This is a genomic window from Paenibacillus sp. MSJ-34, from assembly GCF_018918005.1.
Taxonomy (GTDB): domain Bacteria; phylum Bacillota; class Bacilli; order Paenibacillales; family Paenibacillaceae; genus MSJ-34.
The window spans coordinates 1-22,910 of the sequence record NZ_JAHLPR010000042.1; the positions used below are offsets into that span (position 1 = coordinate 1).

Consider the following 22,910-nt stretch of genomic DNA (forward strand, 5'->3'; position numbering starts at 1 on the left):
TAAAATGGTGGTGTGGTAACTTTCATTTTACAGGAAAAGACGTTTTTTTTGTGTACATTTTTAACATTCAACAAAAACGGGGCGTCCAGCAGTTTTCACTGACTTTATGGACAGCCCCGTTTCGTGTTGCGGCCGATTATTGCGGCAGCCGATATATTGCGAAAGGTTCTCTGTATACGAACGGTTGGCTGAGACGGTCCAATTCCTCCATCTCTTCCGGTTCGAGCCGAACGGACACGCTTTCGAGGTTGGCTTCGAGCTGCTCCCAGCGCGTAGCTCCGACAATCACCGTCGAGACGGCAGGTTTATGCATCAGCCAGCTTAACGAGAGCGCGCCGGGCGAGACGCCCTTTGCTTCCGCCATACGAACGACTTCCTTACCCAGCCTGAGCCTTTCATCGTCGAGAAAGCGGCCGAAATCCGGATTTTTATCCGCCCGCGAACCGGCAGGAATATCGTCCCGCGACGTATATTTGCCGGTTAGAATGCCACCTGCCAACGGAAAATAAGGAATAATTCCGACGCCTTGGTCGAGACATAAAGGCACGAGCTCCGGTTCCGGCGTACGGTCGGCGAGCGAATAGCTGACCTGGATCGATACGTATCGATTGAGCCCCTTCAATTCGCTGATGCCGAGCGCCTTCATCAATTCCCAGGCAAAATAATTGGACGCCCCGATATAGCGCACTTTGCCGGCGCGAACCATATCGTCCAACGCTCTTAGCGTTTCCTCGAACGGCGTGTGCGGATCCAACGTATGTATTTGGTACAGGTCGACATAATCCGTTTTGAGACGTTTCAAGCTGTTGTCGAGCTCCTGCTGCAAATGGTAGCGCGACGATCCTCTTTCGTTCGGGCCGCTGCCGCGCACCAATCCCGCTTTCGTAGCCAATACAACGTCATGGCGCCGCCCCTCCAAAGCGAGGCCAATAATGCGTTCCGATTCCGATCCGGAATAAATGTTGGCGGTATCGATGAAATTCATGCCGTGATCCAATGCTTGCCGCACAATGCGAATCGATGTTTCTTCGTCGGCCCGCGATCCGAATGCATTCGTGCCGAGCCCTAATGCGGATACTTTCAATCCGCTGTTTCCTAAACGCCGATATTCCATATCGCAGCTCATCCCTTCCATTCATATTGTCGATTTTGACACGCATGGGTTGTGAAATAAGTCGTTTTTCTATAATCTTATATTAATATCGCATGAAATTCCAATGGAGGTGCAATGCGCAATGAAAGTGGAGATTTGGTCGGACTATATGTGTCCGTTCTGCTATATCGGCAAGCGCCGGTTCGAGGCCGCGCTGGACAAATTCGCCAACAAGGATGAAATCGAAGTCATCCAACGCAGCTTCGAGCTTGATCCGAATGCAAAGCGGGACGTCGATTTCGATGTGCACGACATGCTCGCGTCGAAATACGGCATGACCCGCGACAAAGCGAAGGAGATGAACGACAACCTGACGCAACAGGCGCAGGCGGTCGGCTTAACGTACCATTTCGATACGATGGTTCTGACGAATATGTTCGATGCGCACCGGTTGACCCAGTTCGCCGCGAAGTACGGCAAAATGAATGAAATGGCGGAGCGGCTGTTCCACGCTTACTTCACCGAGTCCAAACATCTCGGCGATCATGAAACGTTGGCCGCTTTGGCGGAGGAAGTCGGCCTGGATCGCATGGAAGCGGCGAATATGCTGGCGGGAAGCGACTATTCGCAGGAAGTGCGGGCCGACGAACAGGAGGCGAGCGCCTTGGGCATCCGCGGTGTGCCGTTCTTCGTCATCAACCGCAAATATGCGGTCTCCGGCGCGCAACCGAGCGAAGTATTCCTCGAAGCGCTGCAGAAAGCGTGGGACGAGAGCAGACCATTCACCGTCGTTAACGAATCAGCGGATCAGGCCGGATGTACGGACGGCGTGTGCACCCCCGAACAGAAGAAGTGAGTTGAACCCTCTCCCGATCCGATCCGAACCGAACGAAATAGTGAAAAGATGCAGGCTGCCAAATCGGCAGCCTGTTCTCATTTGGCCGCATTCCATCCCCTGACTTGTCAATTATCGTTTACAATCCTATCAATTTGAACTATCCTAACAATAACAACCGTGTCTGGAAACAGAGGAAAAAAAATTATTTGGAGGTAAAAAATGAGGAAGTTTAAGGTAGTCATTCTCGCAATCATTGCGAGCATGGTGCTGGCAATTCCCCAGGCCTTTGCTCAGACGCCGGAAGAAACGGCAAAACAAAACGCAAGACTTGCAGAAAAGAACGGGAACATGTCCCAATTCGGACATGTAACGGCCAATGACAAATACGAATTCTACGTGGCCAATAACGCCGACTATACCAAAGATCATCTCTATAGGTATGACCCTAAAACGAAAGAAAACAAGAAAATTTTCACTACTAAGAAAATGTGGAATATTGAGGCGGTCGGCGACTGGATTTATTACTTGGGCGATGCGGGACTCGACTATAGGGACGAAAACCACGGCGTGGCGTTCTCTCTGTACAAAGTGAAAACGGACGGAACAAAGAACGCCCGGGTTACGAATATCCAACTGTTGACAACCCATATGCTCATCGACGACGGATGGATCTATTTCGAATATTTCGGCAAAAAAGGTTTGTACAAGATGAAGTTGGACGGAACCGGATTGACGAAAATAGCGGAAGGGGTTAACGACCTTTACACCGCCAATGTGAATAAATGGGGAGACACCATCGTCTATGACAGCCATCGAACGATGTACTACGTTTCCGAACAAACGAAAGATTGGCAAAAGATCGATTTTCAAGGGAGCGACTTCATCGCTTATAACAACATCGTGTATATCAACCATTATGGAAGAGGCTTCGGCAAACTTTCCTTGGAAGACGGCAGCTATGAAAAAGAGTTTATTGACATTCCGAAAGACGAATACGGATGGGCCCCGCTCGTGACAGCCTTTCATATCAAAAACGGTTATATCTATTACGGTCTGAGACACACCAATAAAATCGTACGGGTCAAAACCGACGGAACGGCACGCGAAGATTTTCTTGCCTTGCCGAAAGGATCGGCCGCCTATGAGATCTACTTTCTAGGCAATGTCATGTACTATAATGTCAAATATGACGAACCTAACAAATCGGAAATTTATCGTCTAAGTATGGAAAAAGGGGCCAAGCCGGTTAAAATGTATTCCATCGCACATCACGGTTGACCTCTTTCCAAACGGCAAGCGCCTCTTATCGCAATGTCATGCGAAGAGAGGCGCTTTGGCTTGTTCAGGGAACGTGGAAAGTTGTACAAAATACAACATTCCAGCCCCTTTCCATACACTTGCTAAGCCTATGCTGCAATAAATACAACATACTGGGGGCAGATCAAGGGAATATAGCCGTTTATTTGCGATTATGCTGCATTTCGTACAACATGATGGCCCGTTCTGCCCATCCATCCTTGTGGATGTTGTATTTCATACAACATGAGCAAGCTCCGTGCATGACCTGGCGTCTCATCCTGCCACCGACCTGCCCCGCTTCATGCGCTCGCCATAGATCGCCTTCCCCATCAGCGCGATCGAAAGTACGAGCAGCAGTGCCGGAATCCAGAAAATTTGCGGCGTAATTCCTTCGATCAGCAAAGGCAGGAAATACCCGATCAGCGAAGCGGTCTGCGATATGAACACATACAGGCTCGCGCCGAAACCCGTCCGATGGATGAACATGCGCTGCACATAGCCCATCCCGACGCCGTACAGCACCGATACGAAAAAGGAATACATCGGCTGTACGATGAAAAAAACCGCGAGCGAATCGCTAGCCGTATAAGCAATATAGGTGGCCAAGGCGAACAGGCTGCCGAGCAAAATGACGGGCTTGCTGCCGTATTTCGCCGCCCAGTAGCCGGCCATCGTCATAAAGAATAGCTCAAACACCGCCTGGGTGCTCCAAATATAAGACATCAATTCGGGATTGCCGAACCGCACGTTGACGACAAGCGGCAAATATAAACCGCGAATCGCATCGGCGCAGGACAGTAATAGAATCGCAAACAGCATGATCAGCGAAAAGGGCTCGCCGCCCGCCGTCCGTCCGGCCGAGGAATCGACCGTAATTTCCCGGTAAAACAACAATAGCGCGAACAATGCCGCATACCCGGCCAAATTGCCCCACAACACGCCCTGAAACGTGGCGATCAGGAACAGGTTCGCACCCAGCAGCAATCCGGTGAAAAAGCCGACGCTGTACGTGGCGCGAAGCCAAATTTGCGAAATTTCGACGACATCCGGAGCGTATTTCGTAAAGTGGTTGCGCGCCATCGCGAACAACTGTCCCATAATCATGCCGGACGGCGCCGTTGCAAGACACATTCCGATTAACGCAGGCATGTAGCCGGAGGCGCCCATATAGACGACGATTCCGATCATGCACAGCACGGCCGCAACGAGCGGGATCGTCTTTTTCCGCTTCATCCGGTCGCTTACCGCCCCTACCGTAATCGTCAGAACCATATTCAGAAACAACGATATGGCGAAAATGGAGGCGATCTCCACTTTGTCGAGGCCTACCGAATCTTGCAAATAAATCGCGTTCATCGGCGCGAGAATTCCGGTTCCCACCCCGTAACATAGCAGGATCAGGACGAGAACCCAAGCCCCTTTAATTTGTAAAAACGCCTTCAAATCTTGCCATATGCGCATGATCGAGGCTCCTTTCCCGGATGGAAGTACCTTGCGAGGAACGTCATGTGTATTATTTTACCATCTCTTGCGCAAACGGCAATCCCGTCTATTAAACTTGCTTATCTTCCGCTCAAATCCCGAATTTCATTGCCGGAATCGGGTTTCCCATCTATAATAGGGCTAACATCGGGAAAAGGAGACATCAGACAGAATTGTGGTTGTTGCTGGCTTTTTTATCCGCGGTCGCTTTCGGGCTGCGAGGCATTATGTATCAAAGGACCTCGAAGAAACCTTTGGATCGCAATTTAATGTTATTCGGCGTATATGTAACGGGAGTCGTCGTTTCCGTCGCCGCGATTATGATCGTCCGTCCGGAATGGTCTTACGCTAACCTCATCGGCATCGCGATGGGCGTTCTTTCTTATATCGCCAACGCGTCGATGTACAAAGGCTATGCCGAGGGCAAGGCGTCGCTTGTTGCCATTCTTACCGCTTTATCGCCTTTGATCGTCGTGTCCGGCGCTTATTTTATGTTTGCGGAGAAATTGTCGCTTCCGCAAAGCGCCGCGTTTTTCGTCATATTGGCCGGGATCGTCATGATCCGCTACTCGAACGACTTGTCTTTGAAAAATTTGCAGGGCGTGCAGTGGGCGCTTATGGCCACCGTCATGTTCGGCTTCAACGATCTATTCAGCAAATTAGCCGTTTATTTGCAGGGAGAAGTGTTCCCGACTTTATTTTACATGTTCATTGTAGGCTCCCTGTTGTTTCTGCTTACATGGCTGCGGGAACGCCGGGCCGGCATATTCCTTGGGGAGCGGTGGTCGATCCGAAAAACGGTCGGCTGGGGCATGCTCGTCGGGATCACCAATATTTCAGGGATGGTGCTGCTGCTGTACGCCTTCGCCTCGGGAGTCACCGGGTTAGTATCGGCGGCCAGCGCGACGAATGTGCTCATTATTATTTTTTACGCGCGGATTTTCCTGAAGGAAAAATTCAAGCCGATGGAAATCGCCGGCATTGCCTGCGCTTTCATCGGCATCATGTTGCTGCGGCTATTCGCTTGATTCCGCAGCTTGATATACCTTAATCCCTCTAACGAACGTTTCCCGGAGTCGAATCGAACCGCCTTCCCGCTCAAACAGAACGAAGTCCGCCTCCGCCCCTTGGACAAGACCCTCGCTGTCGGCGGCATGCAGCAACGTCTTGGGGCGAACGGACGCCATATCCCATACATCCGGGAAAGGGATGACCTCCATCCCGGCCACATGCTCGACGCCCTTGAGCAGCATCTGCGCCGATCCCGCCAGCAGTTCGGGACGGTCTGCCAAATGCAGCCTGCCCGCGGGCGTCAGCACGACATCCCCGCCGATATGCAAACGATAGGGTCCGGCAGGCATGCCGGCCAATTGAACGGCATCGCTCACCAGAATCGCTTGATCGCCCTTCACTCTCATGATAACTTTCATGACCGAATCGGGAAGGTGAAAGCCGTCCCCGATCATGCAGGCCCATAGACGGTCTTGGGCCAACTGCTCCCATATATAATTCGGATGCCGGGGAAGCGTCAGATGCGCGCCGTTGCCCAGATGGGTCGACATCCGCGCGCCGGCGCCGACGGCTGCCCGGATTTGCTCGTCCGATGCGGCGGTATGTCCGATCGAGACGATGACTCCGCTATCCGCGCATTTCCGGATAAACTCGGTCGCATTCGGCCACTCCGGCGACATTGTGACGATCTTGATTTTGCCGTCGGCCGCCTCCTGCCAGCGCTGGAACAGATTCCAGTCGGGCGGGCGCACGAATTCCCTGTTATGCGCGCCGCGCGGACCGTCTTCGGGCGAGATGAACGGGCCCTCCAGATGAATGCCGGCAACGGCGCGATTCGTATCATCGTCCGCGCGGCAAGCCCGGGCAATCGCGCTCACCGCTTCTTCGATCGCCTCGCCCCGATTCGTTATGACGGTAGGCAGATACGAAGTGACTCCCTCTTCCCATAACGCGTGCGTAATACGCCGGGGCATCCCGTCCTCAATCGGCAGCGTGTTGAAATCCATCCCGCGATATCCGTTCACTTGCAAATCGACGAGTCCCGGCGCAATCCACGGCAACCGATCGTCCGATTCGTCCACATACTCCATTCTCCCGATCTTCCCGCTCTGAATCAGGATGCTGACCGGCCTGCCGGTTCGATAGTGGATCGCTCTAATACGACTATGTTCCATCATTCGATTCCGCTCCATACGCTTCCCTATCGACGAACAAAGTGCATTCGGGATGCGTCCTCAATATCGACGCGGGGCAATCCGTGCTGATCGGTCCGCGCAAAGCTCGTTCCACCGCCTGGCGTTTGGTTCGCCCCGGCACGATGCAAAATAAACGCTTGCCTGCAAATAACGCCGGAATCGTCAACGTAAGCGCGCGCGCCGGAACCTCGGCGAGATGGGCAAAGCATCCGTCATTCACCTGCTGCTGGCGGCACACTTCATCGAGTTCCACCGGCTTCATCCAGACCGGGTCGTTAAAATCGGCGATCGGAGGATCGTTGAAGGCGAGATGACCGTTCTCCCCGATCCCCAAACAAACGATATCGATCGGCTCTTCCCGGAGCAGGGCGGCATAACGCCGGCATTCTTCTTCGCTCGGGCCGGATCCGTCGATGAGATGCATGCCGCCCGGCTTCACGCGTCGGAATAGCCGGTCGTATAGATACGTGCTGAACTTTTGCGGCGCATCGGCAGGCAGCCCGATATATTCATCCATATGAAAGACGGTCACAAGCGACCAATCGATGCCTTCGGCCTGCGCGAGCTCATCGATAAACTCGTTTTGCGACGGCGCGGAGGCGAAAATGATCCGTACCCGGCCCTGCCGCGCAATCAATTCCTTCATCGTTTGCGCGACTTTCTCCGCCGCCGACGCTCCCATCTCTTGTCTCGTCCGGTACACCTGAATCTCCAGTTGGCCCGCCTTTTCCTCATACAGCGGCATCGTCTCTTTTGTCATTTCGTTCTCCCTCCGAGTTCGTTGCTATTCAGTCCTATCAATCGGGTTATAATTTTTTGATCCGATCTTTGAATTTGCTTATAAACCTTGCGTTCGATTCGTCTCCGCCCGTCGCATTGCCGCTCATCCAGATCGGCGGATGCATGCCTTCGGCGGCCAGCAAGCCGATCGTTTCCGCTACGAGGGAATTAAGCAGATAAGCGTTGGCAAAGGTCGATATCGCCGCAACCCGCTGCTCCAAATCCCCGACTTGGAGAATAGCGTCTCCCACAGGCACTTTACTGTCCAGCACGACATCCACGAGGTCATGCAAATTATGCTTGGACGGATGGCGGGCGACATGATCCTCCGGCGTTTCCGTCGCGTGGCGCACCGAGGTGACGCCGATCGTGCGGACGCCTCTTTTCTTCGCTTCGAGCGCCGCGTCGATCGTAGCGGAATTGATGCCGTAAGCGTTAATAATGATCAGCAAGTCTCCTTCCCGAAGCCCGTAATCCTCGATCACGATGCTGCCGTGTCCCGGCAGGCGCTCTGTCGCCATCGAACGCAATGCCCCGTTGCTAAGCAAGGTGCCCTCGTCGAGAATGGCGCTAATATGCATCAGCCCTCCCGCGCGGAAGAAAATCTCCTGCGAAGCGAGGTTGGAATGTCCGCCGGGGCCGAACGCATACACAATTTTATCCTGTTTGATCCGGTCCGCCACCATCCGGGCAGCCTTGCCGATCGCTTCCTGCTCTTCGTCGTGGAGCAGCCGGATATGTTCGGTCACTTTCTCCAAATATTGCGTCATAAGTTTTCCGGTCATTGCTTCTTCCTCCCGTCTATCCTTGAATCAATGCGCGAATCCCGTTTTTTACGGTCTCCTCCACCGATGGAGAAAACCTGGAAGGCAAACGAAAGTAACGATGCGACTCGTCCGCCTCATACCCGCCTTCCGCAATTTGCGCGGCCGTGGGAACATACCCGATCATCCCGTTGCTGTACGCGACCGGCAGCACGTCTGTGCATAGCCGTTTCGCGTAAAATCCGTACTCCGTCACAACTTCCCCGTTCATCGCCAACAAAGACAAGCCTTCGGCAATGCGAACCAAATTCATCTGAAACGGGACCGTGTGAGGCTCGGTGCCGGATTCGGTCCCGGCTTCCAGCGGCAGATCGAGTGCCGCGCTTCTGCCGGAAACCGGTCTTGGGCGCAACGCACGCATCGGACGTTCCAGCACGCGGAACGCCGCTTCCGCCAATTCGCTCCCGAACCGGACGACATCGGCCCCGTCTCCGCGGTAAAACCTTCCTTCCCGTACCAAGCGCGGCCTGACATCCCCGCAGCATCCTTGCATGAAAAACGCCGTACAGCCGCTCCCAAGCTTCGCCTCCAACAACTCCATCGCTACGCCCGGAAACTCCGAAGAAATCATGTTGAGGTCGGTCGTTGTCGGATGGCAAGCCAGATGAACGATGATCGCCTTCTCCAGGCCGTCTTCCGTTCGAAACCGTATGACGCTCACCTCGGAATCGGCGGGGCCGTCTTCGTTAGGAGCCATGACGATATGGCCGTTTTCGAGTTTGCGGCGGTTGACGCCGATCCGGCATTCGCCGCTCCCCCGCTCGATCGCGACCGGCTCAAGATTGCGCAGCGCCTCCTCAATGCCGTCAAGCAGCGCAGCTTCCAACCCGTCCACGTACGCCCGGTCCGCTTCCCCGATCTCGCTTGCAAACCGGTCGCTCGTCTGCGGCCCCGAGTGCGTATGCGTCGCATTCAAGATCACCGCCGAACGTTTAATGCCCCAACGTTCCTGGAACGCTTCGTATAAACGCTCCATCCGCTCAGGCCCCCACCAGATGATATCGGCCGAGACGATGAGCGCGAGCGGGGCCGGGCCCGAAACCGGCTGCGATTGCAAAACCATCGCCTTGACGCAGAGCGGATGCGACACTCCTTCCGAAACGCCCTGCCGGTGGCCGAACCCAGCTAATGGAACGGGATATGGCGGAGTAATATTTCTTACGGCGGTGCCTAGCTTCAGCGTAAACGACATGTCCTCATTCCCCTCCCCTAATCCGATGCGTTCGTCGACGTTGCCGACGCTTTCTCATCAAGCAGTTCGATCGTCAGCAGCACGTTGCGCATAATGTGATAAGGATCTTTCACAGGCAAAGCGACCGTTTTCTGTATCGGAACGCCCTGCCGGTCGCGGATTTGGATCCATTCGCCGATCGCCGGATCCGGGTGCGGGAAGGTACGGAACGCATAGTCATGCATCCGGCTGTACAAGTCCAGGAACTGCGAATCTTGCGTCAAGTCGTAAGACAGCAAAAACGTATACAACGCTTCCGAATGCGGCCACCATATTTTCATATCCCATGTATCGCAGATTAACGCCTCATACCTGTCGCCGATCATCCGGCCTTGCGGTTCGCCGCCGCCGCGGTCGACATAGCGGTATAACCCTCCATAGATCGGGTCCCAGCCGATATCGAACGCCTTCTTCGCCACCCGGGCGGCCTTCCCGGCCGTTTCGGAAAGACCGAGCTTCCGAGCTTCCTTCATGACGAACCACATGCATTCGATCGAATGGCCGGGCGCAATCTGCCTTGCCAATAGCGTATCGCCGTCCCTGCCGTCAAGAGGGAGCAGCTCGGCGAGCAGGTCGTCGCCGTCTACGAATTTGTCCATAATCTCGTTCATATAATAGAGACTTCTGCTGCGGATGCCAGCGCCATTCGGATGTCCCGCGCGTTCGAGAGCCTCCGCCAATTCTTGCGATACGTTGAGCATAATCATCGCGAACGATTGCGAAACATAACCGTCAGGCACCGGATAAGGCTCGCTCCGAATCTTGCCCGCTTGCAGCCTGCGCTCGATGCTCCCGTATAATTGCAGCGCCCGTTCCAGCACGTCCCGGTCCCCCGCAACCCGGGCAAATTCTGTCAATCCCAATACGACGAAGCAATCCGCATAAAAGCTAAGGTCATACCCTTGCCCGGGAATGAGCTCCTTCTTCTCTCCCGTTTCCGTCAACACATACGCGCAATTTCCGTTCTTCAGGAAAACATGCTCCATCAAGAAACGCACCGTTTTCCCGGCATGCTCCAAATACATCGCCGCCTGTCCGCCTGGCGACCGCTCGTCCAGTACGCCTCGTTCGCATAAATCGGCCAGCCGCGACAAAATCCAAACGAATCTCCCTTGCGACCATGTAAATTTGTCCGTGCTCAGCAATTCCGTTCCTTCATTGTTATAACAGGTGTACACCCCGCCGCGGGTCCGGTCGAGCGCCCGCAGCCAGAAGGGCAATAAATTGCGCTGCAACTGATCCCGATAAAACGAAAGCAAGTTATTCATCGTTTCACCCCGCTTGTCCTTATTTGCTTCCCGTCATACTAATGCTTTCAATAATGTGGCGCCTCAATAACACAAACACGATGAGAATCGGCAGGACCGACATGACCGAACCGGCCGACATGACCGTCATATCGATGGAGAACGCCGATTGGAACATCGCCAAACCGAGCTCCATCGTATACAGCTTCGTATCCCCGACAACGAGGAGCGGCCATATAAATGCGTTCCACGCTTCAATAAAAGCGAATATGCCGAGCGCGCTGATCGGCGCTTTGCATAGCGGCGCCACGATGCGGAGGAAGATGCGCCATTCCGACGCCCCTTCCACTCTGGCCGCTTCCAGCATTTCGTCGGGAATTTGCTGGATGATATTTTGCCGCATAAAGAAAATGCCGAAGCTCATCACCAAATACGGCGCGACGAGACCGCGAAAGCTGTTCAGCATATCGAGCTTTTGCATCTGCAAATATAAAGGGATCATATAGATTTCAAAAGGCACGATGGCTGTCGCGAGCAAAATCGTAAACAGCGCCGTCGCCCCGACGAAACGAAATTTTGCGAAAATATATCCTGCCAGGAGCGACGTAAAAACGATCGCCAGAGAGGAAGTGACGGCCATCCGCAAACTGTTCCAGAAATACAGATGGAACGGCGCAGCCTCGAATACGGCCTGGAAATTGGTCAGCTTGAACGATTCCGGGATAAACGAGGGCGGCCACACATTCAGCTCGACCGGCGTTTTGAAGGCGGTGGACACCATCCAGAGAAAAGGGATCACCATGACGATGGCTCCGATGGCTAAAACAATCGTACGAATAACGCTATGAATCCGTTTTTGCGCGATCACGCTTTAACCCCCTCTTCGAAGTATTCTTCTCTCTGGCCAATCCCATTTGAATGCCCGTCAAAATCAAGACGATCAGGAACAAGACGACGGCCGAAGCGGACGCATACCCCATATTGAAAAAGCGGAACGCGTTCTCGATCATGTCGTATACGAGCACGCGCACGACATAACCCGGAGAGCCCTGAATATCCGAAGCCAAAATGTAAATTTGGCTGAAAACGTTATACCCGTGAATCAGGGTAATGACCGAGACGAACACGGTAATCGGCTTTAACAAAGGAATCGTAATATATCGAAAAGCTTTGATTCCGGTCGCTCCGTCAATCGAGGCCGCTTCGTAATATTCTTTGGAGATGCCCGTCAAGCCTACCGTGAAAATGATCATATTGTAGCCGATCGTTTTCCAGACGGTAAGAATAATGACCGAGACGATCGCCAGCGCGGGATCCAGCAGCCACGGCTTCGGGCTCACGCCGAAAAAAGACAGGAAATAATTAAACAACCCGTATTGAGAATCGAGAATCCATTTCCACGTGACGGCCACGGGCACCATCGGCGTAATGTAAGGCAGGAAATAAAAAGCCTCGAACCACGACTTGAAACGGATCGCCTTCGACAACAGGTAGGCGATAACGAGCGCGCTCGGTACGCTGAAGATCAAGATGCCAAAAGCGATGACGGTCGTATTTTTGAGCGATGTCATAAATGCTTCGCTTTGGAACAATGTCACGAAATTTTCCATGCCGACGAAAGGTTTCTCGACAGACACCATATCCCATTGAAATAAACTGATATAGAAGGTTTTCACAATAGGAATGAATCGAAGATACGCGTAAATCGCCATAATCGGAGCCAGCCCAATGAGTACAAACCAGTGGTGCGGTTTGAGCCGGAACTTTCTTCTAGCCAAAGTTGCCATGGTTCATTCCCCTTTCCGCGTTATCCGCCGCAGTAACGTAAGGAACCCTTCCCGCGCTTGGGCCGGGTTCCTTACGCAGCTTACTCCGCCAAATGCCCCGCCTTTTTCAGAATCGCGTTGGTTTCTTTGGCCAAATCCGCCAGGAACGCTTCCATCTTGGCCGGATTATCCACGAACGAAGCGTCGGTAAAACCTTTCTCGGACAAACGGTCCGCGAACTTCGTCAATATTTCGTCGAATTCCGGAATCGTCGGGTACGCGTGCAATTCTTGCTTGGTAAAGAAGGCTTTGAACTGCGGATTTTCCTGGAAGAAGTCTTCCATATCCAAATCTTCGCGCGCAGGGAGCCATCCGGTCATCGCGACCATTTGCTTGTGGTTTTCCGGTTTCATCAAGAAGCGGATGAAATCCCAAGCCGTCTCTTCTTTCTCTTTCGCCGCATTCGTTACATAGAAATCGGACATCCCGATCACGTTCGCTTTCGGCAGCGGCGCGGTGGCATATTCGAGATTCGGCGCTTTCTCTTTAATATCGCCTATGACCCATGATTCGCGGACGAAGAAGGCGGCCAATTCCATCTCGAACGCTTCCGCGTCATGCTTAATCGTCGGATCGTCGGTTTTATACTTATGAACCATGTCGATGTACATTTGCAGCGTTTTGAGGCCGGCTTCGTTATCGTAGTTCGCTTTATATTTGCCGGGTGATACTTCCTTCACGATGCTGCCGCCATGCTGGGCCAACAACGTCCAGAACTTCTCGCCCAAACCGCTGCCGCCCCCCGTAAGGCGCAAGCTCATTCCCGCCCGCTCCAGATTGCCCGATCCGTCCTTCTTGGCCAGCTTTTGCGCGTATTCGAGAAATTGGTCGATACTGGTCGGCGGTTCGGTCAAACCCGCTTCCGCGAACATTTTCGTATTGTAATAAATGACTCCTTTGCCAAGCTGATGCGGAATGCCGTAAACGGTATTGTTCACTTGAGCCCGGTCGCTCACAATATCCGGATAAATGCCGCTCGTCACCATCTGCGCCAAATCGTCCGGAGCCTGCTTCAGCATATTGCCTTGCACATAGCGCAGAGCGATCACCGGATTAAGCGACACGATATCGGCCGCGCTGCCGGACGGAAGGCCTGCGGCTGCTTTCTTCTCGAAATCCCGGAGCGGAAAAGACGCAATGTTGATCGTGACGTTCGGATGCTCTTTCTTATACTCTTCCGCCATTTTTTTATACCACGGGTCCAATTCCGGATAACCGCCCCAAATCGTCAGCTCTACCGGCTTGCTATCCGTGGGGGATTGCTGATTATTCGAGTTCGGAGAATCGGACGAGTCCTTCACGTTGCTCCCGCCCGAGCAACCGGCCAAGGCCAGCGACAACATTACAACTAGTGAAATTACCGTAAGTACGCTCTTTTTACTTTTCACTTTCGTTCCTCCCTAAACGGATTTTGTTAATGAAGCGCTTTCAATTTGTGCTTGGGGCAACGGAGCGCCGTTACATCCGCTTGACGGAAGAACGGACGACCAATTGCTCGGACAGCGTAATCTGTTTGTATTCGGAAACGTTTTCTTCAAAAATGCGTTCGAATAATATTTTCGCCAGCAGTTTCCCGGCCTCGTAGGTCGGAATGGATACGGAAGTAAGCGGGAAGGTCATTAGCTCGATATCGTCGAAGCCGATTAAGGACAAATCGCCGGGAATGCTCAAGCCTGCCGCTTCAAACGCTTTGATGACGCCCATCGCGATCACGTCGTCGAAACAGATCAAGGCGGTGGGGCGATCCTCCATGGCGATCAGCCGGTTCCCAACATCCACTCCGTCCGCCAAATGCTTGGCTTCATGAAATACATGTCTTTCGGACAAGGTCAAGCCCCGCTCGAACAAAGTATCTTTAAATCCTTGAAACCGCTGTTTGGACGCTCTCGACGTGCGTTGACCCGTCACGAATCCGATTTTTGCATGCCCGTATTCGATCAGGTGGTTCGTCACCTGAACGCTGCCCTGATAATCGTCAAACTCGACGTAATCGCAGGTCAACCCCGGAATTTCCCCTAACGTCGCGAACGGGATTTCCTTTCTTTTCAATTCGTAAATATGATCGAAAGTAACCCCTTCCAGCAACGGGGCGATGATCAGGCCGTCCACCCGCTTGCCGACCATCGCATTCATTTGCGCGACTTCGACCATATGGTTCTCGCCGCTGCTGCACAAGAAGACGGTATATCCATGTTCGTTGGCTACATCCTGCACCCCTTTCGTAATTCGGTTGTAAAAAGGATTGGTAATGTCTTTAATGACAAGGCCGATTGTCTTTGTAAATTTGGAAGTTAGACCCCTTGCAATTTCATTGGGAACGTATCCGTGCTTTTCCGCCGCTTCCAGCACCTTCGCTCTCGTCTTCTCGGAAAATCCGGCTTTATTGTTGAGAACGCCCGACACGGTACTTTTGGCTAAGCCTGTAATTCTGGCCAAATCGGCAATTGTAATATTCATAACCACCGCCCCTTCATGTTTTGTACCGGTTCAAATTTGGTATATATTTCATTATTTAAGCAGAATAGAGTGATATTTTTAATTGATATTTTCAATTTGAACCGTTTCAAATAACTTTTTTTCGATTATAAAGCGTTTTCATTTCTGTTGTCAATCTTTTTTTATCGCAGCCTAACGGAATATTGCGGTGGGATCGAAAAGCGGGGCTTGGAATCCGGTAGGCGGCTTGTGGTGGGCAGCTTGAGGTCGGCGGATTGCGAGGAGCGGATTGCGGTCGGCGGCTTGCGATGGGCAGCTTGCGAGGGTGAAGATGCACCTTTATTGCACTGGCGTTGCATCGAGCGTATCGCTGCTCTTCAAGCCCGAGGAAGCGTTTTGTCGGCCCTCTTCTGTGAAAATCCCCCTCGTTCAGATGCTAGAAAGCCAGGGTTTATTACATACGGGGCGGGATTGGATTGCTGCATGCAGTCCTGAACGATCATTTGCCGCAGAGGTTATCGAAGCTGTATAGCGTGCTGGCAAGCGATTCCCGTGGGGTAAAAAGGTAAAGCCTGCGATCAGAGTTCACTTCATCATACCTTGGCGGCTGACGATCCGCCCGAGCGGGCTAACGAAACTGATACACGCTAAAAGCCTGTAAATCATCATTTTGCAATGTCTAACGAAACTCAAACACGCTAATGAGGGGAAAAAGGCGGTACAATCGCCGATTTCCAATGAATAACGATGCGTACTTTCGCTAGAATGGGGACGTCTTCATTTTGAGCCTAATAAGAATTGCCAGTTTCGTTAGCGCCAAACAAGGAGCGTAGGTCCGCGCGAACGCCTTCGAAATGTAGGGAGATCCCCCCTTCTATATGCGCAATAAAGCCAGTTACATTAACGGTGGCGAATGATGAAGCAGACTCCATTGCGGGTTTTCGAAGCTATCAACTTCTCGATGCAACACTAGTGTGAAAATGCACCTTTATTGGTTGACTAACTGCAGAAATCCATCTATTTCGTGGCAAAACCGCCTTTTGGAGCGAATTAACTGCAAATATCCATCTATTGAAGCTCGGTTTTCTCCTTTTGCGGCCATTCGGACGGGAGCAACTGGAAAAATGCAGTTAATAGGGCAAAATTTCGCCAAATCGGGAGATGTAAATGGAAAATTGCAGTTACATCACGGGGCCAGATGGCACAGCGTTCGGAAGGGCGCATTCAAAAGCAGATTTAGGAGCACATTCAGGAGTACATTCAGGGGCACATCAATCGGGTTGACGCGATAAGGCCACGTTGACGGCGAATTTCGAACCGCCCGCATTCGTTGATCGACGATCTCGGCTTACCATCTGCCAATCCCCTTCATTAGATGCGGTACGCGCGGCCGGGTCATGCAAAAAAGCCGCTTCTTCCCCGGCATTGGAAAAGAAACCGGCTTTCTGAACGAAGGGGATTTCGACAAAAGGGGAGGAAATATGGTTATGGTAATGGTTAGGCGAAGTGTTCTTTATGCGCATCATCCCTAGCATCCATGCCGCCGGAAACAGAGTTCCGGCGGTCGAATCGCGCATCGGCGGCTTATATCGGCTTCCCGTCGCCGGAGTGCGGCGAATTGGCGGAAGCCGGGGCCGGCCGGTTTTTGACGAAGAACGTGATGCCAAAGGAGAGAACAAGCAAGCAGAACGGGATGACGCTAATTAAATATTTAAACGTCGCTTCCGGATTGGGGCCGGGATTCTCCCCGCTCACATAGCCGAAGATCATGCCGACAATCCAGAATGCCAATGCGGAGATTAGTCCGCTGGATCGGGTAATGAACCCGGACACGGCCGTATAGATCCCTTCCCTCCTCCGCCCGGTCGCTTCGGCGTCGCGGTCGATAATTTGCCCGCTCAGCACCGGCGGCGTGACGAGGAATCCCGCCAAGCCGAAACCGGCGATGACGCCGGCGATAATTCCTCCGCCGAGACCTTGGGCGAACCATAAAGGAATGACCGACAGGGCGTATACCGCCATGGACAATCTCCAGCTTCTCACCCCGCCCATCTTCTTGACGACGACATACCATACCGCCACCAGCGGGATAACCGAGACGAACACGGATGCAAGCAGAATCGATACTTGAGGCTCGGGAACTTTCAACACATATTTGGCGTAAAAAGGTATGATGGAACTAAGAAGGCCGTTAACGGTTTGTGCGAAAGAATTGGCGATATTGAAAATCCAAAATTCTTTGTTTTTCAGCGTTTCGCGGAACGCTTCTTTGAGCTTAAGCGGCGTCTCCTTGCGCGCCCGCTCGTCTTCCTTGACGGTCATGACGCATAGCGCCATGAAAACCGCGAAAGCAAGCGCAAACAGCAGCGCCATATTCGTAAAACCGTACGCGTGGAAGATGATCGGCGTGACGGCCGATCCGATCAATAAAGCCACAATTTGAAATCCTTGTTGAATGGCCGAAGCTTTGGCGCGCAGCCGGTCTCCCCGGAACAACTCGGGAAATAGGGCGCCATAGTTGACCCAAAGGATCGTGGACGCAGTCTCGAACAGGATGAGCGCAACGAGAAACCAGAGGAACAGGTCGAAGCCTTGCCATCCTTCCGGCGCGGCAAACACCATCACAAACGTTAAAACAAAAAACGGCATCGCGCCGACGATCCACGGCTTGCGTCTGCCCCACCGCGTTCTCGTACGGTCGGAGAAATAACCGAACAGCGGCTGGTCCACCGCATCCCAGATTAAATAGATCGTGCGGGCAAGCGTCGCCAATCCGACGCCGAGGCCAAGCTTTTCGACATAATAGTAACTGTAAAACGCACTGAACGCCTGTACCGGAATCATCATCGCGAGCATGCCCAGCGCAAAAGTAAAAGGGGAATTCGTAAGCCTTTTCATTCTTTTCCCTTCTTCCGTTCCGATTTTTCGCTTTATGCCGATGCTTCTCGTGATGTAAGCGCTTCTATAAAACACAATGCGTAATACACTTATTGTATGCTTGGAACGGTTCGTTGTAAAAGGTTTTATTTCGTTCCCCGTAAAAAAACCGTCCCCGGCAAACCTCGGTCTGCGTGGGGTACGGTTTTTCCTTGTCAACGCCTTACGTCTGTGCTATTGCGCGTCCGTTAATTCCGCCAACGCGGGAATCGCTTCCTGCGCTCCCATGCGGGTTACAGCGATGGAAGAGGCAAGCTGCGCGGTCGTCACGGCTTCGTCCATGCTTTTGCCCGCGACAATCATGGCCGCGAGGGTGCCGGAGAATGTGTCGCCGGCCGCCGTCGTGTCGACGGGCTTCACCTTGCGAGCCGGTTTGTACACATTCTCGGTTCCGTTGTAATACGCGACGCCCTTCTCGCCGAGCGTAATAAGCGGATAGCGTATCCCTTTGACGCGCAACCTGTCCAAGGCGGCAAACGCGTCATCCGCGCCGCGAATGTCCATATCGGCATACAGGCGGCACTCGATTTCGTTCGGCGTGAAATAATCCACTCCCCGCAAAATATCGTCGTCGATCGGAGCGGCCGGCGCCGGATTCAGGAAGACGGGCACTTTCCCTTTGAGCAGCCGCACCGTTTCGTATACCGTTTCCATAGGAATTTCCAATTGCAGCATGACCGCGTCCGCGGCAAGCAGCTCCCGTTTGAAGCTCAGCACATAATCGGGCGTTACACGGCTATTGGCGCCGCCGTCGAGAATAATGGAATTATTCCCTCGATACACGGTAATGGCGGCCACGCCGGTCGTTACGTTTGGCTCCCGCGCGATATAATCGGTGCGGACGCCATAGCCTGCGAGCCGGTCGAGCAGGGATTGCCCGAATATATCGTCCCCGACTTTGCCCATCAGCCAAGTCTGCGCCCCCATTTTGGCGCAAGCGACCGCCTGATTGGCGCCTTTCCCTCCGGGCGACAGGAAAAATCCTTCCCCTTGAATCGTTTCCCCGATTTCGGGAATGCGGCCGGTCCGCGTCACCATATCCATATTCGCGCTTCCGATAACAATGACGTTCATAGATTCCTCACCCATATTTTCATATCGCTAAAAGTTCAAAATCAAAGTATACTGCACCTGCTTCAGGGCTGTCAATTAACGGTTGCGGAACGGGCATTGCCCGCGATTGCTTTCCCGTCTTGCCGAGCCCGGACGCAACAGCGGATATCGGAGGAGAGCGATTCCCCGCCACTCTTTGCGAAATTCGGAGCACTCATAAGGCACATTCGTTCGATATTTTATAGTGAAAGTCGCTTGCCCCCTAATGTGGTTACAAAAAAGCGGCATTGCCGCCGCTTCTTTACGGAATGTAATGGGACCTGGGCCCACCTTATGTTGCAGAAAATACAACATAGCGGGCAAGAAATGCCGCCACCCTAGCGAATTGTTGTACAGAATACAACATATTCGCTAGAAATGAGCCGAAATCGCCGGATTGTCCCCGAAAATGTTGCACAAAGTACAACATAAGCAAGCAGACGGCGATAACGGGGCCTTCTATGTTGTACAACGTACAACATAGGCCTCGACCCGCGCGCGCATCGCCAGGCGCTGCATGACTGATGCTGCATGACAGGCGCTGCACGACAGCCGCCCGGCCATCTGACGCAGCATGAGAGCGCCGGGCCGCAGATAACGCCTCCTTGCGTTAAATCGCCCAGCCGCCTTGGCGGAATACGGGCTCGACGGAGCCGTCGCGATGGATGCCGTCGATGTCCATCACCGCGGAGCCGATCATAAAATCGACATGCGCGATGCTGCTGTTGACGCCGCTTTGTTCCAATGCCTCGGGCGACATCGTCTCGCCGCCTTCCACGTTGAAGGCGTAACCGCTGCCGATCGCCAAATGGTTGGACGCATTCTCGTCAAACAACGTATTGTAGAACAGAATGTCCGACTGGGAGATCGGCGATTCATGCGGCACAAGCGCCACTTCGCCCAAATAGTGCGATCCCTCGTCCGTATCTACGAGCTGCTGCAATATTTCCCCGCCTTCTTCCGCCTCCACCTTCACGATCCGGCCGTTCTCGAACGTCAACTTGAAGTTGTTGATGACATTGCCGCCGTAGTTCAACGGCTTCGTGCTCGACACATAGCCATTGACGCCTTGCTTCAGAGGTACGGTAAACACTTCCTCGGTCGGCATATTGGCCATGAAGGGAACGCCCCGCTCGTCCTTGCTGCCTGCGCCCACCCATACATGCTTCTCCGGCAGCTCGATCGTCAGATCGGTGCCCGGCGCCGTATAGCGCAGCTTATGGAAATGCTTGGCGTTCAAGATATCCACTTTGCGGCGCAGCGTCTCGTCATGTTCCTGCCACGCTTGAACCGGATCGGGAACGTTCAGCCGCACCGCTTCGAATATCGCCGCCCACAACCGGTCGACCGCTTCCTCCGGGCTCGCTTGCGGAAATACTTTCGCCGCCCAATCCTGCGTTGCGGCCGCGACGACCGTCCAACTCATTTTATTCGCTTGCACATAGCGCCGGAACGGATCGAGCGCTTTGCCGGACGCTTGCATCGCATTGCCGATGCGCTTCGGATCGATCCCTTTGAGCAGATCGGGATTCGGCGACTTGATCGAGATGAAAGCCGCTCCTTGCTCCGCCAGCGTAATCTTCTTCGCGGCTTCCCACTCCGGATACCGGGTGAATGCGTCATCCGGCGCTTTCTCATATTTCAATCGCGAGAGCGCCTCGTCGACCCAATCCACGAACACTTCGCTCGCGCCCGCGTCGTACGCCTTGCTTGCCACGAGCCGGATAAGCGGGGCCGATTCGATCATCCCGGTAATCAACACTTGCTGTCCTTGCTGCACGTTCACGCCGACCTTAACGATGAGTTCGGCATATTTCTCCAACTGTTGTTCCAATGCTTCCACTATCGTTCCTCCTGAACATGTAACGAAGCGCGGCTTCCGGTCATGCGGCCCGTAACAACCGCGGCGGAATCAAGCGCTTCGCCTTCTTATTTGATGTTTTTTCTATTGTAACCTATTTCGCCCTGCATAGAAAATGCCCGCTACAAACAAACGCTTTGGCTTACCGCTTCGCTCCCGATATCCGCGATGCCGAAACGTATCGTAAACGTCGTTCCCTTGTCGCTGCTCTGCACCTCCAGCTTGGCTTGGTGCCTTGCCACGATGCTGTAGCACACGGCCAACCCTAAACCGGTCCCTCCTTCCTTCGTCGTGAAAAACGGCCTTCCCAGTTTCTCCAGCACTTCTTCGCTCATGCCGCAGCCTTGATCGGCGACCTTCAACACCGCCTCCCCGTTCTCGACATAAGTGGCGATCGTCAGCGTCCCCCCGGGTGACATCGCTTCCAAACCGTTGATCGACAAGTTCAATATCAATTGGCGTATTTCATTCTCATCCAGCAGCAAGTCTCCGCACGAATCGCAGCGAAGGAACACATGCTTGCCCGACATCATCGCTTCCGCCTGAATGAGCGGATACAGCGATTCGACAATGCGATGCAGCTGCCGCGGCGCGGGATCCGTCTTCTTGTTTTTGGCCAATGATAAAAACTCGGTAATAATCCCGTTCGCCCGATCCAGTTCCCCCAGCATAATGCCCAAGTACTGTTTATCCATTCTGCCTTCCACAGCTTGGGACAATTGCAGAAACCCGCGGATCGTCGTCATCGGATTCCGAATCTCATGCGCGATTCCCGCCGCCATTTCGCCGATCAGGTTCAGTTCCGCCAATCTCGTCATCTCGTTCTCGTATAGCACATTTTCCGTAATATCGATCATGACCAACAGCAAGCATATTTCGTCGTCGATCTCGATAATTTCCGTCGATAAAAGCCCGTTGCGCGTTTCCTGCGATTTCGTGACATATTTGACCCTAACATTCCGCAACGGCCGCTCCCAACGCAGGGTTGCTTCCAGCGGCTCCGGGGCGAACTGCAATTGATGCACCGAGCCTTTCATCGCTTCGTCCCCATAACCCGTATATTTCTTCCAACTATCATTCGCGTCGATATATGTAAAATCCGACATTTTGCAAATCGACGTCAAGCAAGGGCTGGAAAGGAACATCTTTTGAAAACGCTGCTGCGATTTTTGCAATTTATCGTTCGCCTCAAGCAGCTCGCGCGTCCGTTCGTTAACCATCCACTCCAGTCTTTCGTTTTGATTTTTCAGCATCGCTTCCGCCGCGGCCAGCTTATGATTTGTCTCCTCCAATTCTAAAGCGCGTTTCTGCAGCATTTTCCGTTGGCTGTTGATTTTGTTATGGTATCGGTGAAGCTTAACGAACGCCTCAACCTTATATTTCAGCAATTCCGAATCGATCGGCTTGAACAGATAGTCGATCGAGCCCACGTAATATCCTTTCAAGACGTGATCCAGCGAAGTGCTGATCGCCGTCAAGAAAATAACGGGAACTTCCCGGCTGCGCTCCCTCTGCTTAATGAGTTCCACCGTTTCGAATCCGTTTAATCCAGGCATTTGAACGTCCATCAAAATGACGGCGAGATCGGAGATGTCTTCCGAGAGCAAATACCGGAGCGCGTCCTCCCCGGAGCGCTTCGTAATCACTTCGCGCTCCGGAGACGCTAGTATGCCCTCCAGCGCCAATAAATTTTCCGCACGGTCGTCAACCGCCAAAATTTTCACTTTACGATTCATGTTCAATCCCTCCATCCGGCG

The 22,910-nt window shown here is 53.2% G+C and carries 19 protein-coding genes; 3 read left to right on the top strand and 16 right to left on the bottom strand.

Translation table 11 applies throughout. The features are described from left to right. Positions 1–136 precede the first annotated feature (136 nt). Positions 137–1,114 carry an aldo/keto reductase gene (locus KQI79_RS20400; RefSeq protein ID WP_216540149.1) on the bottom strand — a complete coding sequence of 326 codons (978 nt, stop codon included), beginning with the start codon at positions 1,112–1,114 and terminating at the stop codon, positions 137–139. A 121-nt stretch (positions 1,115–1,235) separates the two neighbouring features. Here KQI79_RS20400 and KQI79_RS20405 point away from each other — a divergent pair, with 121 nt between their 5' ends. Both KQI79_RS20405 and KQI79_RS20410 read left to right on the top strand, forming a co-directional pair. Next, positions 1,236–1,949 (top strand): DsbA family oxidoreductase, encoded by a 714-nt coding sequence (locus KQI79_RS20405; protein WP_216540150.1) that lies wholly within the window; start codon positions 1,236–1,238, stop codon positions 1,947–1,949. Positions 1,950–2,150: 201 nt separating this feature from the next. After that, entirely contained in the window at positions 2,151–3,209 is a 1,059-nt protein-coding gene (locus KQI79_RS20410; protein WP_216540151.1) for a DUF5050 domain-containing protein, read from the top strand. A 294-nt stretch (positions 3,210–3,503) separates the two neighbouring features. Here the strand turns inward: KQI79_RS20410 and KQI79_RS20415 are convergent, their stop codons facing one another. Next, positions 3,504–4,691, bottom strand: a complete 1,188-nt coding sequence (locus KQI79_RS20415) for an MFS transporter (RefSeq protein WP_216540152.1) — start codon at positions 4,689–4,691, stop codon at positions 3,504–3,506. A 194-nt stretch (positions 4,692–4,885) separates the two neighbouring features. On the opposite strand from KQI79_RS20415, the gene KQI79_RS20420 reads away from it, so the two are divergent. Beyond that, entirely contained in the window at positions 4,886–5,740 is an 855-nt protein-coding gene (locus KQI79_RS20420; protein ID WP_216540153.1) for a DMT family transporter, read from the top strand. On the opposite strand, the gene KQI79_RS20425 is transcribed toward KQI79_RS20420, so the two are convergent. The 14 genes from KQI79_RS20425 to KQI79_RS20490 all read right to left on the bottom strand — a co-directional run bounded on the left by KQI79_RS20425 (position 5,729) and on the right by KQI79_RS20490 (position 22,889). Continuing rightward, a complete protein-coding gene (locus KQI79_RS20425) occupies positions 5,729–6,901 on the bottom strand; it encodes an N-acetylglucosamine-6-phosphate deacetylase (protein ID WP_230191974.1) in 1,173 nt (390 codons plus the stop codon). The two genes, KQI79_RS20420 and KQI79_RS20425, sit on opposite strands and share 12 nt — an antisense overlap. Continuing rightward, entirely contained in the window at positions 6,888–7,679 is a 792-nt protein-coding gene (locus KQI79_RS20430; protein ID WP_216540154.1) for a glucosamine-6-phosphate deaminase, read from the bottom strand. The genes KQI79_RS20425 and KQI79_RS20430 overlap by 14 nt, the downstream gene beginning before the upstream one ends. A gap of 46 nt (positions 7,680–7,725) precedes the next feature. Further along, positions 7,726–8,484: a sugar isomerase domain-containing protein gene (locus KQI79_RS20435; RefSeq protein ID WP_216540155.1), complete on the bottom strand. Its 759-nt coding sequence runs from the start codon at positions 8,482–8,484 to the stop codon at positions 7,726–7,728. 16 nt (positions 8,485–8,500) lie between these two features. Further along, complete coding sequence (locus tag KQI79_RS20440) at positions 8,501–9,715, bottom strand: neutral/alkaline non-lysosomal ceramidase N-terminal domain-containing protein (RefSeq protein ID WP_216540156.1); 1,215 nt, start codon at positions 9,713–9,715, stop codon at positions 8,501–8,503. 17 nt (positions 9,716–9,732) lie between these two features. Continuing rightward, positions 9,733–11,022 carry an AGE family epimerase/isomerase gene (locus KQI79_RS20445; RefSeq protein WP_216540157.1) on the bottom strand — a complete coding sequence of 430 codons (1,290 nt, stop codon included), beginning with the start codon at positions 11,020–11,022 and terminating at the stop codon, positions 9,733–9,735. A gap of 19 nt (positions 11,023–11,041) precedes the next feature. Beyond that, positions 11,042–11,869: a carbohydrate ABC transporter permease gene (locus tag KQI79_RS20450; protein ID WP_216540158.1), complete on the bottom strand. Its 828-nt coding sequence runs from the start codon at positions 11,867–11,869 to the stop codon at positions 11,042–11,044. After that, positions 11,844–12,788, bottom strand: a complete 945-nt coding sequence (locus KQI79_RS20455; RefSeq protein ID WP_216540159.1) for a carbohydrate ABC transporter permease — start codon at positions 12,786–12,788, stop codon at positions 11,844–11,846. The genes KQI79_RS20450 and KQI79_RS20455 overlap by 26 nt, the downstream gene beginning before the upstream one ends. Positions 12,789–12,868: 80 nt before the next feature. After that, positions 12,869–14,215, bottom strand: coding sequence for an extracellular solute-binding protein (locus KQI79_RS20460; RefSeq protein ID WP_216540160.1), 1,347 nt, complete (start codon positions 14,213–14,215; stop codon positions 12,869–12,871). 70 nt (positions 14,216–14,285) lie between these two features. After that, complete coding sequence (locus KQI79_RS20465; protein WP_216540161.1) at positions 14,286–15,284, bottom strand: LacI family DNA-binding transcriptional regulator; 999 nt, start codon at positions 15,282–15,284, stop codon at positions 14,286–14,288. A 1,250-nt stretch (positions 15,285–16,534) separates the two neighbouring features. Beyond that, positions 16,535–16,789, bottom strand: a complete 255-nt coding sequence (locus KQI79_RS20470; protein ID WP_216540162.1) for a hypothetical protein — start codon at positions 16,787–16,789, stop codon at positions 16,535–16,537. Positions 16,790–16,847: 58 nt separating this feature from the next. Then, positions 16,848–18,161: an MFS transporter gene (locus KQI79_RS20475; protein ID WP_216540163.1), complete on the bottom strand. Its 1,314-nt coding sequence runs from the start codon at positions 18,159–18,161 to the stop codon at positions 16,848–16,850. A gap of 213 nt (positions 18,162–18,374) precedes the next feature. Further along, complete coding sequence (rbsK, locus tag KQI79_RS20480; RefSeq protein WP_216540164.1) at positions 18,375–19,274, bottom strand: ribokinase; 900 nt, start codon at positions 19,272–19,274, stop codon at positions 18,375–18,377. Between the two features lie 628 nt (positions 19,275–19,902). Next, entirely contained in the window at positions 19,903–21,135 is a 1,233-nt protein-coding gene (locus tag KQI79_RS20485; RefSeq protein WP_216540165.1) for an aminopeptidase, read from the bottom strand. A 140-nt stretch (positions 21,136–21,275) separates the two neighbouring features. Beyond that, complete coding sequence (locus KQI79_RS20490) at positions 21,276–22,889, bottom strand: ATP-binding protein (RefSeq protein WP_230191969.1); 1,614 nt, start codon at positions 22,887–22,889, stop codon at positions 21,276–21,278. Between the last annotated feature and the right edge of the window lie 21 nt (positions 22,890–22,910).

Coding starts and splice junctions, on each gene's coding strand:
- rbsK (WP_216540164.1), bottom strand. CDS start 19,274: ATGAACGTCATTGTTATCGGAAGCGCGAATATGGATATGGTGACGCGG.
- KQI79_RS20405 (WP_216540150.1), top strand. CDS start 1,236: ATGAAAGTGGAGATTTGGTCGGACTATATGTGTCCGTTCTGCTATATC.
- KQI79_RS20410 (WP_216540151.1), top strand. CDS start 2,151: ATGAGGAAGTTTAAGGTAGTCATTCTCGCAATCATTGCGAGCATGGTG.
- KQI79_RS20430 (WP_216540154.1), bottom strand. CDS start 7,679: ATGACAAAAGAGACGATGCCGCTGTATGAGGAAAAGGCGGGCCAACTG.
- KQI79_RS20400 (WP_216540149.1), bottom strand. CDS start 1,114: ATGGAATATCGGCGTTTAGGAAACAGCGGATTGAAAGTATCCGCATTA.
- KQI79_RS20435 (WP_216540155.1), bottom strand. CDS start 8,484: ATGACCGGAAAACTTATGACGCAATATTTGGAGAAAGTGACCGAACAT.
- KQI79_RS20490 (WP_230191969.1), bottom strand. CDS start 22,889: ATGAATCGTAAAGTGAAAATTTTGGCGGTTGACGACCGTGCGGAAAAT.
- KQI79_RS20455 (WP_216540159.1), bottom strand. CDS start 12,788: ATGGCAACTTTGGCTAGAAGAAAGTTCCGGCTCAAACCGCACCACTGG.
- KQI79_RS20425 (WP_230191974.1), bottom strand. CDS start 6,901: ATGATGGAACATAGTCGTATTAGAGCGATCCACTATCGAACCGGCAGG.
- KQI79_RS20475 (WP_216540163.1), bottom strand. CDS start 18,161: ATGAAAAGGCTTACGAATTCCCCTTTTACTTTTGCGCTGGGCATGCTC.
- KQI79_RS20445 (WP_216540157.1), bottom strand. CDS start 11,022: ATGAATAACTTGCTTTCGTTTTATCGGGATCAGTTGCAGCGCAATTTA.
- KQI79_RS20470 (WP_216540162.1), bottom strand. CDS start 16,789: ATGATGCGCATAAAGAACACTTCGCCTAACCATTACCATAACCATATT.
- KQI79_RS20440 (WP_216540156.1), bottom strand. CDS start 9,715: ATGTCGTTTACGCTGAAGCTAGGCACCGCCGTAAGAAATATTACTCCG.
- KQI79_RS20415 (WP_216540152.1), bottom strand. CDS start 4,691: ATGCGCATATGGCAAGATTTGAAGGCGTTTTTACAAATTAAAGGGGCT.
- KQI79_RS20465 (WP_216540161.1), bottom strand. CDS start 15,284: ATGAATATTACAATTGCCGATTTGGCCAGAATTACAGGCTTAGCCAAA.